At 60.6% G+C, this 14,565-nt stretch carries 17 protein-coding genes; 7 read left to right on the forward strand and 10 right to left on the reverse strand.

The features are described 5' to 3' along the window. Nucleotides 1–57: 57 nt before the first annotated feature. The 4 genes from J3P90_RS18870 (at nt 58) to J3P90_RS18885 (ending at nt 2,295) form a co-directional block, all read left to right on the forward strand. Nucleotides 58–744 carry a spermidine synthase gene (locus J3P90_RS18870; protein WP_039593339.1) on the forward strand — a complete coding sequence of 229 codons (687 nt, stop codon included), beginning with the start codon at nt 58–60 and terminating at the stop codon, nt 742–744. A 48-nt stretch (nt 745–792) separates the two neighbouring features. Continuing rightward, nucleotides 793–1,167 (forward strand): YajD family HNH nuclease, encoded by a 375-nt coding sequence (locus tag J3P90_RS18875; RefSeq protein ID WP_003184246.1) that lies wholly within the window; start codon nt 793–795, stop codon nt 1,165–1,167. Nucleotides 1,168–1,369: 202 nt separating this feature from the next. After that, nucleotides 1,370–1,840, forward strand: coding sequence for an RNA methyltransferase (locus tag J3P90_RS18880; protein ID WP_420766685.1), 471 nt, complete (start codon nt 1,370–1,372; stop codon nt 1,838–1,840). 77 nt (nt 1,841–1,917) lie between these two features. Then, nucleotides 1,918–2,295, forward strand: coding sequence for a YgaP family membrane protein (locus J3P90_RS18885; protein WP_434610137.1), 378 nt, complete (start codon nt 1,918–1,920; stop codon nt 2,293–2,295). 121 nt (nt 2,296–2,416) lie between these two features. Here J3P90_RS18885 and J3P90_RS18890 read toward each other — a convergent pair whose 3' ends face one another. Together J3P90_RS18890 and J3P90_RS18895 are read right to left on the reverse strand one after the other, a co-directional pair. Next, entirely contained in the window at nt 2,417–3,646 is a 1,230-nt protein-coding gene (locus J3P90_RS18890; protein WP_434675223.1) for a hypothetical protein, read from the reverse strand. 35 nt (nt 3,647–3,681) lie between these two features. Beyond that, nucleotides 3,682–4,131: a YcgN family cysteine cluster protein gene (locus J3P90_RS18895; RefSeq protein WP_420766688.1), complete on the reverse strand. Its 450-nt coding sequence runs from the start codon at nt 4,129–4,131 to the stop codon at nt 3,682–3,684. A 159-nt stretch (nt 4,132–4,290) separates the two neighbouring features. Here J3P90_RS18895 and J3P90_RS18900 point away from each other — a divergent pair, with 159 nt between their 5' ends. Further along, nucleotides 4,291–4,884 (forward strand): nitroreductase family protein, encoded by a 594-nt coding sequence (locus tag J3P90_RS18900; RefSeq protein ID WP_434610131.1) that lies wholly within the window; start codon nt 4,291–4,293, stop codon nt 4,882–4,884. A 121-nt stretch (nt 4,885–5,005) separates the two neighbouring features. On the opposite strand, the gene J3P90_RS18905 is transcribed toward J3P90_RS18900, so the two are convergent. The 8 genes from J3P90_RS18905 to J3P90_RS18940 form a co-directional block, all read right to left on the reverse strand. Next, on the reverse strand, nt 5,006–5,938 hold the full coding sequence (locus tag J3P90_RS18905) for a D-2-hydroxyacid dehydrogenase (protein WP_434650226.1): 933 nt from the start codon (nt 5,936–5,938) through the stop codon (nt 5,006–5,008). Between the two features lie 122 nt (nt 5,939–6,060). Beyond that, the gene (locus tag J3P90_RS18910; RefSeq protein WP_420766691.1) at nt 6,061–6,354 is read right to left on the reverse strand and encodes a YcgL domain-containing protein; all 294 of its coding nucleotides are present in this window, start codon (nt 6,352–6,354) and stop codon (nt 6,061–6,063) included. Further along, nucleotides 6,351–7,484: a ribonuclease D gene (gene rnd, locus J3P90_RS18915; protein WP_420766692.1), complete on the reverse strand. Its 1,134-nt coding sequence runs from the start codon at nt 7,482–7,484 to the stop codon at nt 6,351–6,353. The genes J3P90_RS18910 and rnd overlap by 4 nt, the downstream gene beginning before the upstream one ends. A gap of 121 nt (nt 7,485–7,605) precedes the next feature. Continuing rightward, nucleotides 7,606–8,247 (reverse strand): class I SAM-dependent methyltransferase, encoded by a 642-nt coding sequence (locus J3P90_RS18920; RefSeq protein WP_434610123.1) that lies wholly within the window; start codon nt 8,245–8,247, stop codon nt 7,606–7,608. Between the two features lie 64 nt (nt 8,248–8,311). Next, entirely contained in the window at nt 8,312–9,961 is a 1,650-nt protein-coding gene (locus tag J3P90_RS18925) for a phosphoethanolamine transferase (protein ID WP_434675224.1), read from the reverse strand. A gap of 162 nt (nt 9,962–10,123) precedes the next feature. Continuing rightward, nucleotides 10,124–11,497: a glutamine synthetase family protein gene (locus tag J3P90_RS18930; RefSeq protein WP_434675225.1), complete on the reverse strand. Its 1,374-nt coding sequence runs from the start codon at nt 11,495–11,497 to the stop codon at nt 10,124–10,126. Nucleotides 11,498–11,869: 372 nt separating this feature from the next. After that, entirely contained in the window at nt 11,870–12,235 is a 366-nt protein-coding gene (locus tag J3P90_RS18935; RefSeq protein WP_420766696.1) for a 5-carboxymethyl-2-hydroxymuconate Delta-isomerase, read from the reverse strand. A gap of 71 nt (nt 12,236–12,306) precedes the next feature. Beyond that, on the reverse strand, nt 12,307–13,242 hold the full coding sequence (locus J3P90_RS18940) for a LysR substrate-binding domain-containing protein (RefSeq protein ID WP_434562850.1): 936 nt from the start codon (nt 13,240–13,242) through the stop codon (nt 12,307–12,309). Between the two features lie 162 nt (nt 13,243–13,404). Here J3P90_RS18940 and J3P90_RS18945 point away from each other — a divergent pair, with 162 nt between their 5' ends. Together J3P90_RS18945 and J3P90_RS18950 are read left to right on the forward strand one after the other, a co-directional pair. Then, nucleotides 13,405–13,596, forward strand: coding sequence for a YegP family protein (locus tag J3P90_RS18945; RefSeq protein ID WP_434675226.1), 192 nt, complete (start codon nt 13,405–13,407; stop codon nt 13,594–13,596). A 135-nt stretch (nt 13,597–13,731) separates the two neighbouring features. Continuing rightward, entirely contained in the window at nt 13,732–14,538 is an 807-nt protein-coding gene (locus J3P90_RS18950; protein ID WP_434675227.1) for an AraC family transcriptional regulator, read from the forward strand. Nucleotides 14,539–14,565 lie beyond the last annotated feature (27 nt).

Here is a 14,565-nt window from a genome sequence, read left to right on the forward strand (position 1 = left end):
GTCTGCTTTCAGGCTAGCCCCTGCCGGGCCGGTCTGCTTCTTCTCCATGAGATTTCCATGAAACGTTTTGTTCTGCTCGACACCACGCCTATCCCCGACAACGGCGGCGCCTTGTGCCTGTTCGAGTATGGCGAGGACTTCGTCATCAAGATCCAGGGCGGCGACGGCGGGCAACTGATGAACACCCGCATGCACGGTTCCGAAGACGCCTTGGCCGAGATCCCCTGCCGCAAGGTCGCCGGTCGCCCCGGCTCGCGCGTGCTGATCGGCGGGCTTGGCATGGGCTTTACCCTCGCCTCGGCCCTCAAGCATTTGGGCAAGAGCGCTGAAGTGGTGGTGGCTGAACTGGTGCCAGGCGTGGTGGAGTGGAATCGTGGCCCCTTGGGCGAAAAAGCCGGGCGACCGCTGTCGGACCCACGCACGGTGATCCGCCTGGAGGACGTTGCCAAGGTGTTGCAAGCCGAACCTCAGGGGTTCGACGCGATCATGCTGGATGTCGACAACGGCCCCGAAGGCCTGACCCAGAAAGCCAACAGCTGGTTGTATTCGGCCGGGGGCCTGGCCGCCTGCGCCAAGGCCCTGCGGCCCAAGGGCGTACTGGCCGTATGGTCGGCCAGCGCCGACCGACAGTTTTCCGACAAGCTGAAGAAGGCCGGTTTCAAGGCTGAAGAGGTACAGGTGTTCGCCCATGGCAACAAAGGCACCCGCCACACCATCTGGATTGCCGAGAAGCTCAAGGGCTGAGCTAAACTCTGTCCAACCGTCATCAGTCTTTTCTACAAAGGTGAACCCATGAGTTCGTCCACCCCGCCGTCCAACACTGCCAAGCTGGACCGTATCCTCGCCGACGCCCAGCGCGACCGGGAGATGGGCTACCGCGACAAAGCCCTGAAAATGTACCCCCACGTCTGCGGCCGCTGCGCCCGTGAATTTTCCGGCAAGCGCCTGAGCGAACTGACCGTTCACCACCGCGACCACAACCACGACAACAACCCGCAGGACGGTTCCAACTGGGAACTGCTGTGCTTGTATTGCCACGACAACGAGCACTCGCGCTACACCGACCAGCAGTATTTCGGCGACGGCTCCCTGAGTACGCCGAAGATCGCCAAGGCGACCCACAACCCCTTCGCCGCGTTGGCGGGGTTGATGAAAAAAGACGAGTGATTGGCATCACCGAAGAATCTTTACAGGCTGCAAGGCCGCCATCGCGAGCAGGCTCGCTCCCACAATTTTTTGATCGCCAAAAAATCCAATGTGGGAGCGAGCCTGCTCGCGATGACGATCGAACGAACACCACACATCTCGAACCTGACCACCCTCCCCCATTCCCCGTATAATCGCGCCTTTTCCCAAAGGCACCCCGTCCGTGGCCAACAAACGCTACAGCTGCATCGGTCTGTTCAACCCCAAGTCACCGGAAAACGTCGGTTCGGTCATGCGCGCCGCCGGCTGCTACGGCGTGGCGTCGGTGTTCTACACCGGCAAACGCTATGAACGCGCGGCCGACTTTGTCACCGACACCAAGAAAGTCCACTACGACATCCCGCTGATCGGCATCGACGACTTGAAAAAGATCCTGCCCCTGGGCTGCGTGCCGGTGGCCGTCGAACTGGTGGAAGGCGCCCGTCCGTTGCCCGAATACACCCATCCGGACCGCGCCTTGTATATCTTCGGCCCGGAAGACGGCTCGCTGGACAAAGACATCCGCGACTGGTGCGAAGACGTGATCTACATCCCCACTCATGGCTGCATGAACCTGGCGGCCACGGTCAACGTCGTGCTGTACGACCGGATGGCCAAAGGCAACAACACGCGCTCGGGACCGCAATTCCGCTGACCGGCGGGAAATTCCATGGAACGACGGATTCGCTCTGGCAGTCAGCTTTATACAAATTCCCACACTGGAGACAGATCATGAGCGATAACAATCCGTTCGGGCCGGTTGAAACCACCCCCTTCCAATCCCACAGCCCACAGAACGTTCACGGCTGGGAGCGCATTGGTTCATTGGCCGGCGGGGTGCTGATGATGGGCAAGGGTCTGCGTCGCGGCGGGGTGATCGGCCTGGCGCAACTGGCAATCGGTGGCATGGCCCTGGCGCGCGGCATCACCGGGCATTGTTCGGCCAAGAGCATGCTGGAAAGAAATCGTCAGCATCTGCATGACGCCCGCGCCCGCATCGAACAGGCCGGCGACGAACTGAGCCGCATGAAGGCCAATGCCGAGGCGGCGACTGGCACGGCTACCGTGACCGGGAATGATTCGTTGGTTTCGCCAAAGGCTGGGCTCTGATTTTTTTCAGTGCCGCTGATGGCCTCATCGCGAGCAGGCTCGCTCCCACATTGGATTTGTGGTGTTTACAAGAACCCTGTGGAGCGAGCCTGCTCCGGGCGGCGTTTCTACGATAGCGGTATTACTGAAGTAACCGGGTATCCAGAACAGTTGAACCACCACCCAGAATGCTCTCGCTGAGCTGCACAAATTCCTCGGTGTCGACCGTTTCCAGGCGCATCGCCGCCTGCAGCACATCATCGAGCGAGCGCTTGTTGCGAGTCTTCAGGCGAATCTCCCGGTCGAGCTCCTGTAACAACAGCACCGCCCTGGACACCATCGCGGGGCTCATCTGCTCGCCGCGCAGCGTGGTGACGCCCTTGCTGTCCCGGGCGAGCCGATCGTTCAGGGCCTGATAACGCTCATCGCTCATGCCTCCGGCTCGGCGCAGCAATTCGATGGCGTAGTATTCATTGAACCCTTCGCTGATCCAGTCGCTGCGATCATGATCGTTGATACGCGCCAGCACCTGCATCAACTCGCGCAGCAAAGGGCTGCTGCCTCGCTCGCTGACCAACGGTGGGCGGCTATGCAGATAAATCGATTCGCGGCCGGCCTGGGCGCCACGCCACAACGGATCGCCAGCGCCGACAATCAGCAACTTGCCGGGATGACGCGGCACCACCGCCTGGACCTGCGGCCAGACAAACGTCAGCAGTGTCAGTACGTCCATCCTGCGCATGCCCTGGCCCTTGGGCGAAGTCACCGTCACGTCGGTCTCGCCCAGGCGCGTGCGGCGACTGCCGAGCTTGCCGGCAAGCATCCAACCGGTGGGGCGATCGAAGAGGCGAGATGGATTATCGATACGAAAGCGTTGCTTGCCGATACGCGGCCAGGCCGTCTCGATGCTTTGCCAGCCGCCCGGCAACTCGAACGCCAGGCGCGACACCAGCTCAACGCCGTCCTGCTGGTCCAGCTTCGCCGGCGGCACCAGGGCATCGCCGCGCAGCAGGGCCCAGCCAGGGGTCATGCGGGTTTCGAAAGAGCCGTTCTTGCGCAACTCGCTGATGCGTACCCGGTAAGTCAGGCTCGCCTTGTCAGCAGCGGGACGCCAGACGCCTCGCGACGCCTTGCCGGATGTGAGCTGCCATCGGCCGTCCGCCTTGAAATCGCTGTAGCGGCCATCATCGCCGAGGTCAAAATCCAGGCTGCGCACCGCCGAGCCCCGCGCGAGGGTCAGGCGCACTTCAGCCTGGTCGCTCTGCGGCAACAAATGCACGTGATAATCCAGATCGACTTTCTGCGCCGCCCACAGCGGCCCGCACACCGCCAGCAGCCCCGCCGCCAGTGTCTGTCTCAATCCTGAAGCCATGGGCGCTCCCGTGATGCGATGCGATGTCTTTTGATTCAACCAGCGCGGAAAATCAGATGATCTTCCCAATCTTCTTCAGCCACGCTGCCTTCGGCCAGCATGCGCCCCGACTGGGAAATGCGCTCGTGATGCACGGCATCCCGGTCGCCACAGACCAAGTGGTGCCACAGCGGCAAATCCTTGCCCTCGCTGACCAGGCGATAACCGCAGGTCGGCGGCAGCCATTTGAACTCGTCGGCCTTGCCCGGCGTAAGCTGGATGCAATCGGGAACGAAGTCGCGGCGGTTGGGGTAGTCGGTGCACTGGCAGGTCTTCAGGTCCAGCAGTTTGCAGGCAATGCGCGTGTAATAGACGGCGTTGTCGTCTTCGTCCTCGAGCTTTTGCAGGCAGCACAGGCCACAGCCGTCGCACAACGATTCCCACTCCTGCGGATCGAGCTGATCGAGGGTTTTGCGTATCCAGAACGGTTCGACTTTGGCGGCCATGGCTCGAGCATCAACATCACGTGGTGAAAAGGCCGACAGTCTAGTGCCGAGGCCTCGTGAGGCCAAGCATTGGCGACTGTCGGTAGAAGGGACTTGTCAGGCCACACACCGGGACGTAGGTTGCGTCATCAGATTCCCTAACCTAGCCAAGGTGAACCCATGAGCGCCAACTCCCGCATTGCCGACTACGCGATCCATCCCCAATTCATCGAACGCTGGTCCCCCCGCGCTTTCACCGGCGAACATATTGCGGAAGAAACCTTGCTGAGTTTCTTCGAAGCCGCGCGCTGGGCGCCTTCGGCCTACAACTCACAGCCGTGGCGCTTCCTTTATGCCCGTCGCGACACGCCGAACTGGGAGCGTTACCTGGGCCTGCTCAACGAGTTCAACCGTGGCTGGGCCCAGCACGCCTCGGCGCTGGTGATCATTGCCTCGAAAACCACGTTCGCGGTGCCCGGCGCCACCGAAGAAACCCCGGCGCAATGCCACACCTTCGACACCGGCGCGGCGTGGGGCCATCTGGCGCTGCAAGCGAGCCTAAGCGGCTGGCATACCCATGGCATGGCCGGCTTCGACCAGGAGCTGACCCGCAAGGAATTGAAGATCCCGGACGGCTACGCCCTGCATGCCGCCGTGGCGATCGGCAAGCTGGGGGATAAATCCACCTTGGCCGACTACCTCCAGGCCCGCGAAGTCCCAAGCCCGCGCCGGCCGTTGAGCGAACTGGTGGCCGAGGGGGATTTCACTCTCTGAGCGTCACAAGCAACAGTGGGAGCGAGCTTGCTCGCGATGGCGTCAGGCCAGTCACTTTTGATGGCAACTGACACACCGCTATCGCGAGCAAGCTCGCTCCCACAGTTTGATCGGGGCTTGCTCAATAGCCCCGACTGAAATCCACTTCCCCACGCAGCGCTTCGCCAGCCTGGTAAGCGCGCAGGTTCTCCAGGAACAGCTGCACCATCATGGACGGCGAGGTCGGTGCCGAGCTGTGTCCCGTCAACAGCAAGCCCCAAGCCGTCCAGAACGGATGGCGCTGCGGCAACGGCTCCTGGCGACACACATCGATCACCGCCCCGGCCAGGTGCCCGTCCTTCAAGGCTTGCACCAGGTCGGCATCAACCACGGCCACGCCACGGCCGACATTGATAAACAAACCGGTGGGCTTGAATTGCTTGAACAGCGCGGCGTCGTAGATGTCATGGGTATCCGGCGTGTTCGGCAGCAGGTTGATCACATAATCCATCTCGCCCACCAACCGCGGCAAATCCGCCAGCGCACCGACTTCGATAAACGGCGCCAACTCACGGGCTTCACTGGCGATGCCGTACAACTGCACGCCAAACGGCACCAGGAATTGCGCCACGCGCTGGCCGATATCGCCGGTTCCGACGATCAGCACCTTGCGCCCCGCCAGGCTTTGCCCCTGGCGGTTGTCCCACTTGCGCTCCACCTGGCTGACCAGCCGAGCCAGCACCTCGCGCTCATGCCCCAGCATGTAGGTCAATACATATTCAGCCATCACTTGGCCAAAGATGCCCACTGCGCGGGTCAGGCGGTACTCGCGGGTCAGGCCCTCGGCCAGCAGCGGCGTGATGCCCGCCCACGTCGATTGCAACCAACGGGGTCGATGGCCCTGACGCAACAGCGTCGCCAATAGATCAGGCTGGCCGAGCCAGACCGGGCAGTCGGTGGCAAGCCGCGACAGCTCGGCGGAATCGCCGCTGGTCAGCACTTCGATATCGGGTGCAGCCTGACGCAGGAGCTGGGCATAGACCGCGTGGTCGTGTTCGGCAATCAGAACGCGCATGAATCAAACCTTTCAAAAACAGTGCAGACGACCGCTGACAGAGTATCGCTCCATCCTTGCGGCCAATCGCCAATAATCATTTTTCGTTTTCAACAGGCGCCTGGACAGGCGCCCGGGCATCGTCAGACCGGATCGTTGCGTCGCAGCAACTCTTCAGGCAGATGCTCGATGTACTCATCTTCGGCCGGTGGCATTTGCAGGTGATAACCCTGGGTGTCGAGGTTCTCCAGCACCTTGCCGATGTCCTCCCGGGACAACTGGCGCTCCGGGCTCAATACCAGGTCGAATGCGTGGATGGCCTTGCCGAATGCCGCCATCAACGGTTCCGGCACACGGGCCAACGCGTCGCTCTTGAGCACGTACAGGTACATCTCGTTTTTCTTCGAGCTTCGGTAGATGGAGCAGATTCGTTTCAAGGCTGTTCTCCGGCGGTGGCCAGGCTGTCGAGCAATGCCTGGCCCATCAACTCGCGGCGCCAGCCACGCAGCGAATCGGGCAGTTGGTAAGGGCCCTCGGGAAAGCCACTCTTGATCAGGGCTTCGAGGGTTTTCTTGCGCAGCATCAATTCCGGGGCGATGCCCAGGCGCTCGGCTTCGGCCTGTCCCAGTGCCTTGAGACGCTTGAGCAGCGCCGAGGCCTCGATGGGCAAGGGTTCAGCCACGGCGGGCGGCCACTGTTCGGGCGGCACGCTGCCCGCGCGCTTGATCAGGTCCAGCAGGAACTCACCGTCCTGACGCACGGTACGCGGATGCATGTCTTCGATTTTTGCCAGCGCAGCGAGGTTATCCGGCTGCGTGCGGGCCAGGGGCCACAATGAGTGCTCGCGAATGATCCGGTTGCGCGGCAAATCACGAGCCCTCGCCTCGCGCTCGCGCCAGGCACACAGTTCGCGCAGCACGGCCAACTGCGCGCGGGACAGTTTCCAGGCCAGCTTAGCCTCGCGGTAAACCTCGTAGGGGTCCACTTCGCGACGCAGGTTGGCGACCAGTTCGGCGCCGTCTTCCAGCACCCAGGCGTATTTGTCGTCGCAAAGCTTGGGACGCAGCTCTACAAAGACTTCCGCCAGATGCACCGCGTCCTCCGCGGCGTAGCTGATCTGCGTCTCGGACAAGGGTCGCTGCAGCCAGTCGGAGCGCGTCTCGCCCTTGGGCAACTCGATGCCCAGCACCTCCTGCACCAACCGCGAGTAACCCATGGAAAAACCCAGGTTCAGGTAGGCGGCGGCCAGTTGGGTGTCGAACAGCGGCGCGGGCAGGCTGCCCGTCAGGCGTAGCAGGACTTCCAGGTCTTCGCTGCAGGCATGAAGCACCTTGAGCACAGCCGGATTTTCCAGCAGCGCGGCCAAGGGCTGCCAATTGTCGATGCTCAAGGGGTCGATCAGGTACGCACTTTTACCATCGCCAATCTGCAGCAAGCCGGCGATGGGATAGAAGGTGTCGACCCGCATGAATTCGGTGTCGAGGGCGACGAACGGCAACTGTTGCCATTCGGCGCAAAACCGACCGAGGCTATCGTTGTCGCGAATCCAGTGAATATCGATGGCCACACGGCTCTCCCTTGAAGAATGGCGCGCAGTATATATCGCCGTCGGCGATTGCGAGCATCTACGGAGCAAGAGCTTGAGAGAAATCGCCTACGCAATCGCAAGAATAGTCCTACATCAGAACTTAACTGGCCTTGCGTAATACATAAACCCGTCTCAAGGCGAAACCCGGAAGGAAATCCTGATACCACAGCACACTGAAACCGGCTTCGACAAACTCCCCTTCGACGTCGTTCTTGCCAGCCAGGATTCGCCGCCCAGGCTGGCCGAGCTTGAGACGCCCTTCGATCCGGACCGACACGACCACCGTATCGCGGCTGACCCGATGAAACTCGCGCAACAAGGCCTGGCGATGTTCGCTGGCCTTGATGTGCTGAAACAGTTGCAGGCAGAAAATGCAGTCCACGGCGTTGGCTGACAGCCCAAGGGTAAACGCCGAACTGGGGAAGGTCTTGACCCGCTTGAGCAACGCACCACCGTGGTGGCTGCGTGCGTGATCGAGGGTGTCCGGCGAAGGGTCCGCCGCCAGGATGACCCGGTTGGCATGTTCGGCCAACACCGGCCAGAACCGCCCGGCTCCACACGCGACATCCAACACCAGCCCAGGCTCACCGGCCACTTTCATGGCGTTGCGCACTAATTGCTCGTCACGCCAGAAGGTCAGGCGTAAACGGCGGGGCACCGGCTGGCGACAGATTTGTGCATGCTCTTGGTCATGCTGCCTGGCGAATTCAAGCTCGACGGTGGATGGGGGTTGCCCGGACATACTTACGCTCATGGAAGATTCGACAACAGCTTAAACAACGCCAGGTGAAAAAAAGGTGTAGGAATTATTCCCGGGCAAGCACGCCATCGATCACCGCTCCCCGGCAATTGGCAAACAGATCGAGGTCCGGGTTGTAGACCTTGCTGTTGACTTCCAACAGCCCAATCATCGAATGAAACAAGTTGTCCTGGCTCAGGGGCTTGTCCCGACTCAGTTGCAAGCAATGGGTGTCGACAGCAAAGGACTTCTGATAGCTATCGGAGAACCATGCCAGCATTGCCACATGTTTCTGTTGCTCCGGCGCTAGCATGTAGGGCGTGCCATGGAGGAACAGGTTGTACTCGCCCAAGGATTCGCCATGGTCCGACAGGTACAGCATGGCCGTGTCGACTTTGTCCTGGTTGGCCCGCAACAGATCGATCAGCGTCGACAACACGTGGTCGGTGTACACCAGCGTGTTGTCGTAGCCGTTGACGATGCTTTCGCGGCTGCAGTTGTTCAACGCGTTGCTTTCACACACCGGGGTGAAATGCTCGTATTCCTTGGGGTAGCGCTTGAAGTATTCCGGCCCATGGCTGCCCATCTGATGCAGTACCAGCACGGTGTCCTTGTCGAGGCTGTCGATGAAGTGCTGCAAGCCCTGAAGCAGGATTTCATCACGGCATTCACTGTTGGCGCACAGGGCCGGGTCCTTGAGATTACTCACGTCCTGCACCGTGACCCGATCACAGGTGCCTTTGCAGCCGGACTGATTGTCGCGCCAGATCACGTCCAGCCCGGCGTGCTTGAGCACGTCGAGCAACCCCTCTTCGTTCTTGGCCTTGCTCGCGTCGTAGTTCTTGCGCCCCATGTTGGAAAACATGCAAGGCACTGACACGGCGGTTTCGGTGCCACAGGAATGCACGTCGGTGAAGGCGATCAGGCCGGCCTCTTTGTCCAGTTGCGGCGTGGTATCACGGTTATACCCAAGAATGCCGAAGTTCTCGGCACGGGCGCTCTCGCCCACGACCAGCACAGTGAGGGATTTTCGTGGATGGGTTTGCCAGGCCGGGTTGCGACTCGCATCCTCGCCCAACGTGATGAACGGTTGCTTGGCCGATGCGACCTGCTCGCGCAAATAGCCGATCGACGCACCGATGTAGTTGCTCGGCACGACCATCAAGTGCAACTCGTGATGATTGCGAAACAACGACGCCAAGCCCTGGTAGTTGACCAACGCCACCCCGCCGAGCACGGCAATCGTGACCACGGAGACCACAAACTTACTTAACAACTCCTTGGGCCAGCGACGATATTTTATCGGTGTCTTGAATAACAACCAGGCTGGCAGGACACCCAACGAGAATAAATAGGCAAACAACTTGAACGACAACAGGTCGCGAACTTCCGTGGCATTGGTTTCGGCAAAGTTGCGCAACATCCCGGCATCGATCAACACGCCGTACTCGGCCATGAAATATGCCACGCCAGCGCTGATCATAAACAGCGCCATCAACAACGGCTTTAGCAGCGGCCGGAACGCCAGCAGCGTGAGCACCAGGTTGAACGCGCAGAACACCATCGCGCCAAACGCCAGGCACAGCAGCGCACCGTGCCCATCGGATGCGGTTATGGTGAGCAGATGCTGCCAGAGGATCAGATTGAAACCCACTAACAAAAAGGCACTGGCGGCCAGCGTCACCCACTCGGGGCGCACGGCTTTGATAGTCAGCATGATGGGTGGAAACTTCCTGAAAAGTTGCTCTAAGAAAGAAAAGCGCCGCAAGGAAAATGTGAAAATTCATTCCCTACGGCAGCACAAACTTTAGGTAGCCCACCATCAATTTTTCGTGAAAAAGTTGCCGTTAAATAATTATTTAGATCTTCCTGAACGCCCTCAGGCCTGGTTCAGGTACCAACGCCAATCCTGCTCGCCGACCTCACCCATGAACTGGCGATACTCCGCACGTTTGACCGCCAGGTAGACACCGAGGAACGCCTCCCCAAAAGCGTCCCGCGCCCAAGTGGACGCCTCCAGGGCGCGTAAGGTCGTGAGCCAGTCGGTGGGCAATAATTGGGTGGCCTGGGCATAGCCGTTGCCTTCGACAGGCGCACCAGGATCAGACTGTCCGCGGATGCCCCGATGGATGCCAGCCAATATTGCCGCCGCAGCCAGGTAGGGGTTGGCATCGGCGCCACAGATACGATGCTCGATGTGCCGCGAGGACGCCGGGCCGCCGGGCACCCTCAAGCTGACGGTGCGATTGTCCACGCCCCACGTCGCCCCCAGCGGCGCGTAGCTGTTGCTTTGAAACCGACGGTAGGAATTGGCGTTCGGACAGAACATCAACAGCGAGTCGAGCAACGTTTCGAGCATACCGCCCACCGCTTGACGCAGTAACGGCGTGCCATCGGCGGCTTCGCTGGCAAACAGATTGTGGCCATCCCGGTCCGCGAGGCTGACGTGCATGTGCAGGCCAGATCCCGCCAGATGCTCGAATGGCTTGGCCATGAAACACGCCGCCATCCCATGTTTATGGGCCACGCCCTTGACCAGTCGTTTGTAGCGCACCGCTTCATCCATGGCTTGCAAGGCATCGGCACGGTGTTCGAGGGTGATTTCCACCTGCCCCGGAGCGTATTCGGAAATGGCTGTCCGGGCCGCAATGCCCTGCAGTTTGCAGGCCGCATAGAGATCGGCGAGAAAGGGCTCGATCTGCTCCAGTTCACGCAAGCCATAGACCTGGGTATGGCGCGGCCTGCTGCCGTCGGCGTCCCGCGCCGGTTGGGGCCGGCCCTCGCTGTCGCGCTGCCCATCCAACAGGTAGAACTCCAGCTCCGCCGCCATCACTGGGTAATAGCCGTCCGCCTGCAATTCATCGATGACCCGGCCGAGCAGATGGCGGGGATCGGCGATGGCCGCCGGCATGCCCTCCTGGGGATGCATGGCCACTTGCACCGCGGCGGTGGGAATCTGCCGCCAGGGCATGCGTTGCAAGCTGCCGCTGATGGGATAGGCCCGGCAATCAATGTCACCCACATCCCAGACCAGGCCGGAATTCTCCACGTCGTCGCCATTGACGGTCAGCCCCAGAATCGTGCTGGGCAGTGGCCGGCCACTTTGATAGACCGCGAGCAATTCGTCCCGATGCAGCCACTTGCCCCGGGGCACGCCGTTGTTGTCGACGATAAACAATTCGAACAGCTCGATATCCGGGTTTTGTGCCAGAAACGCCTGGGCCTGTTGCTCGGATGCAAAAGAAAGATTCATGGACACACTCGTATATTCATGTCGGACGGGCGACCAGGCGCCGTCAGGCTGTACTCGCCAGCGACGAGCACAGTTCAAGGATCAACAGGAAATACGAAGGTCTGGAGGACGCGCATGGCGGCAATGCCAGAGCGCCCAGAACGCCAGTTCACAGGGCAGCGCGCAGGATGAAGGTGCGATGGCAGGTATGCGACCGCCAGCCGCCCCCTCGGCGTTGAGTGGTAGGTATGCAGGGCCTGCGGGCCAACCGTCCATAGGGATATCACAGGAAATGTTCGGTTCAAGCGTCACACGACGCCATTGACCGTTAAACCATCATTTAGCGGAGTCTGGATCGACTCGCGCTAAACAATCGCACCGCTCGAACAGACATTAAAAACCGATGGCAGCCTTGGCGTACGGGCCACGGTCGATATCCAGCAGTTCCACGCACAACTGCACGCTAACGCCGGCGGGCCAAGGGCCCAGGTCCTGAATTACCACCAGCAGGCTGTCAGCCAGCTGTTTTTTGATTTCCGGTGAACGGCCGCTCAGCAAGGCCAGTTTCACATGCACGAAAGCCCGCTCCCCCATGCCGGTTCCTACGCGGAACGTCTCGAGCTTCACGGCCCGGCTCTTGATGTCGAACTCGGCAGCGAACTGCCCCGAGGCTACCAGCGCATTGTTCAAGCGCAACAGCGCGACATCAGCGTTCAGCTCGGTCAGGTTGGCGGTGTACTCCATGTGCAAGTGAGGCATGCGTTCGACTCCGATTCGAAAAAAGTGATTGCTGGAATGGGTTGGCGCAACCATACCTCGACTTTGTGCTTTCAGGCAGGTTTTGTTTCGCCCATCGCTCCCATGCGCTCGCTCATGAAGGCCTCCAGCCGGGACCTCAACCAGCGCTCCGCCGGATCGTTGTCGACATGGCTCAGCCAGACCATGGACAGGTCCAGCGTCGGCGTCTTGAAGGGAAATGGCTCGCTGAACAAGTGACCGGAAGCGGCCATGGCCGTGGCGGTGTAGTCCGGCAGGCTGGCGATAAGATCAGTGCCGGCCAGCAATGCCGGCAGGGCGCTGTACTGGGGCACGGACAACACCACCTGGCGCTTGCGACCGATCTCCGCCAGCCATTCGTCAGCCAACCCGGCGATGTTGGCGGTATGGGAAACCAGCACATGGGGCCGCGAACAATATTCATCCAGGGTCAGCGGCTTGTCCGAAGCGTCGGCCCGCAACACACAGGGCTGGATGTGCCGCAGCAGTTTGCGCTTGGCGTTGGCCGGCAGCCCGCGGGTCTGGCTGATGCCAGCGGTGATCTCGCCGGAAGCCAGCAGATCGGGGATGCGCCAATAATCGACATGCTGGACGACAAACACGATTTGCGGCGCTTCCTGGCGCAAGCTGCGCAACAGCGGGGGAAGCAGGCCAAACTCTACGTCATCCGACAAGCCGATGCGAAATGTCATGGTGCTGCTGGCGGGGTCGAAATCGTGGGTCAGGCTCAGGGCCACCGACAGCGAGTCCAGGGCCGGCGACAAGTGCTGGACGATTTCCTTGGCGCGGACGGTCGGCTCCATGCGGTGGCCGACGCGAATGAACAACGGGTCGTTGAACATTTTGCGCAAGCGGTTGAGCGCGGAACTGATGGTCGGCTGCCCCAGGAACAGCTTTTCGGCTGCCCGTGTCACGTTACGCTCCAGCATCAACGTTTCAAAGACGACCATGAGGTTGATGTCGGCCTTGCGCAATTCGTTGCGGTTCATCCTTTCGCTCCTGGTTATCAGTTTGAGCAGCGCTGAAATTCGCTGAAATATCCCATCATCATTGGAAACGTTTTCCCCATAGCGAAAACGTGCAGCTTGGCTAGGCTTGCGACGACATGTCCAGAACATGTCTTGAATGAATAAATCGCAGGGAGCGAACCGATGTATTTTGAAATCTACCGACAGACCCGAGGAACCCCAAGTACCGGACGAGGCCAGTGGCGCTGGCGCCTGAGGGCCGGCAATAACGAAACCATCGCCAGCGGCGAGTCCTATGTGAACAAGGCCGACTGCCTGCACGTTATCGGATTGATCAAAAGTGCCCACGGCGAGACGCCCGTAAAGGAAATCTGAAGCCGTCCATGGGCGGCGGATGCGCAAGCTGCTCTGCACCAGAGCAGCTTTACCCGAACTTGAATTGAGTTTTTTGCTGCGACGCGAGCTGGCAGGCGGGTATCGTGTGCAGACAACAGCGAGAGGTCGGAGCTCATGAGTCAATTCAGTCACCGTCGCGACTGGCTGATGCGTGCGCCTGAATCGAAGAAACTGGAACGCATCGAGGCCTATTTCAGCGGTCATGGGTATAACACCCATCGGCATGACACCTATGCCATCGGCTTCACGCTTTCCGGCGTCCAGAGCTTCAATTACCGGCACAGCAAGCGCCATAGCCAGCCCGGCGGAACCATCGTCCTGCACCCGGACGAGGTGCATGATGGGGAAGCCGGGACGAGCGATGGCTTTCGTTACCGGATGTCCTACATTGAACCGTCGTTGATCCAGCAAATGTTGGGTGGCAGACCGTTGCCCTTCATCGAAGGCGGACTTTCGAACGATCCACGACTCAACATAGCGACCCGCCGGTTATTGGCCAGCCTCGAGCATCGTCTCGATCCACTGGAGGAAGAGGATGCCATCTACGACCTGGCCCAGGCGCTCGCCGTCGCGTCAGGGAGCCGACGAGGCCGCAGGCTGCTTGATTACCCTGCTGCGGAACGCGCGCGGCTGTTCATTCATGATGCCCTTGACCAACCCATTACCCTCGATGACCTCGTGCAGGCCAGTGGCCGGGACCGATGGAGCCTGTCGCGGGACTTTCGCGCCTTGTACGGCACCAGCCCCTATCGCTACATCACCCAACGTCGATTGAGCGAAGCTCGTCGCCTGGTATTGCAGGGCATGCCCTTGAGTGAAGCGGCGCTGGCCTGTGGCTTTTTCGACCAGAGCCACATGACGCGGCTCCATACCCAGGCCTTTGGTCTTTCACCGGCACGCTGGCTGAAAATGCTGCGCTGAAGCCCTGCGCCCCTCCAGCAGAAAGCT

The organism is Pseudomonas sp. D3-10, from assembly GCF_051132175.1.
Classification (GTDB): Bacteria; Pseudomonadota; Gammaproteobacteria; order Pseudomonadales; family Pseudomonadaceae; genus Aquipseudomonas.

Excerpts from the sequence above, each read along its gene's own strand:
- J3P90_RS18870 (WP_039593339.1), top strand. The coding sequence starts at position 58 with ATGAAACGTTTTGTTCTGCTCGACACCACGCCTATCCCCGACAACGGC.
- J3P90_RS18875 (WP_003184246.1), top strand. The coding sequence starts at position 793 with ATGAGTTCGTCCACCCCGCCGTCCAACACTGCCAAGCTGGACCGTATC.
- J3P90_RS18885 (WP_434610137.1), top strand. The coding sequence starts at position 1,918 with ATGAGCGATAACAATCCGTTCGGGCCGGTTGAAACCACCCCCTTCCAA.
- J3P90_RS18890 (WP_434675223.1), bottom strand. The coding sequence starts at position 3,646 with ATGGCTTCAGGATTGAGACAGACACTGGCGGCGGGGCTGCTGGCGGTG.
- J3P90_RS18895 (WP_420766688.1), bottom strand. The coding sequence starts at position 4,131 with ATGGCCGCCAAAGTCGAACCGTTCTGGATACGCAAAACCCTCGATCAG.
- J3P90_RS18900 (WP_434610131.1), top strand. The coding sequence starts at position 4,291 with ATGAGCGCCAACTCCCGCATTGCCGACTACGCGATCCATCCCCAATTC.
- J3P90_RS18905 (WP_434650226.1), bottom strand. The coding sequence starts at position 5,938 with ATGCGCGTTCTGATTGCCGAACACGACCACGCGGTCTATGCCCAGCTC.
- J3P90_RS18920 (WP_434610123.1), bottom strand. The coding sequence starts at position 8,247 with ATGTCCGGGCAACCCCCATCCACCGTCGAGCTTGAATTCGCCAGGCAG.
- J3P90_RS18925 (WP_434675224.1), bottom strand. The coding sequence starts at position 9,961 with ATGCTGACTATCAAAGCCGTGCGCCCCGAGTGGGTGACGCTGGCCGCC.
- J3P90_RS18930 (WP_434675225.1), bottom strand. The coding sequence starts at position 11,497 with ATGAATCTTTCTTTTGCATCCGAGCAACAGGCCCAGGCGTTTCTGGCA.
- J3P90_RS18935 (WP_420766696.1), bottom strand. The coding sequence starts at position 12,235 with ATGCCTCACTTGCACATGGAGTACACCGCCAACCTGACCGAGCTGAAC.
- J3P90_RS18940 (WP_434562850.1), bottom strand. The coding sequence starts at position 13,242 with ATGAACCGCAACGAATTGCGCAAGGCCGACATCAACCTCATGGTCGTC.
- J3P90_RS18945 (WP_434675226.1), top strand. The coding sequence starts at position 13,405 with ATGTATTTTGAAATCTACCGACAGACCCGAGGAACCCCAAGTACCGGA.
- J3P90_RS18950 (WP_434675227.1), top strand. The coding sequence starts at position 13,732 with ATGAGTCAATTCAGTCACCGTCGCGACTGGCTGATGCGTGCGCCTGAA.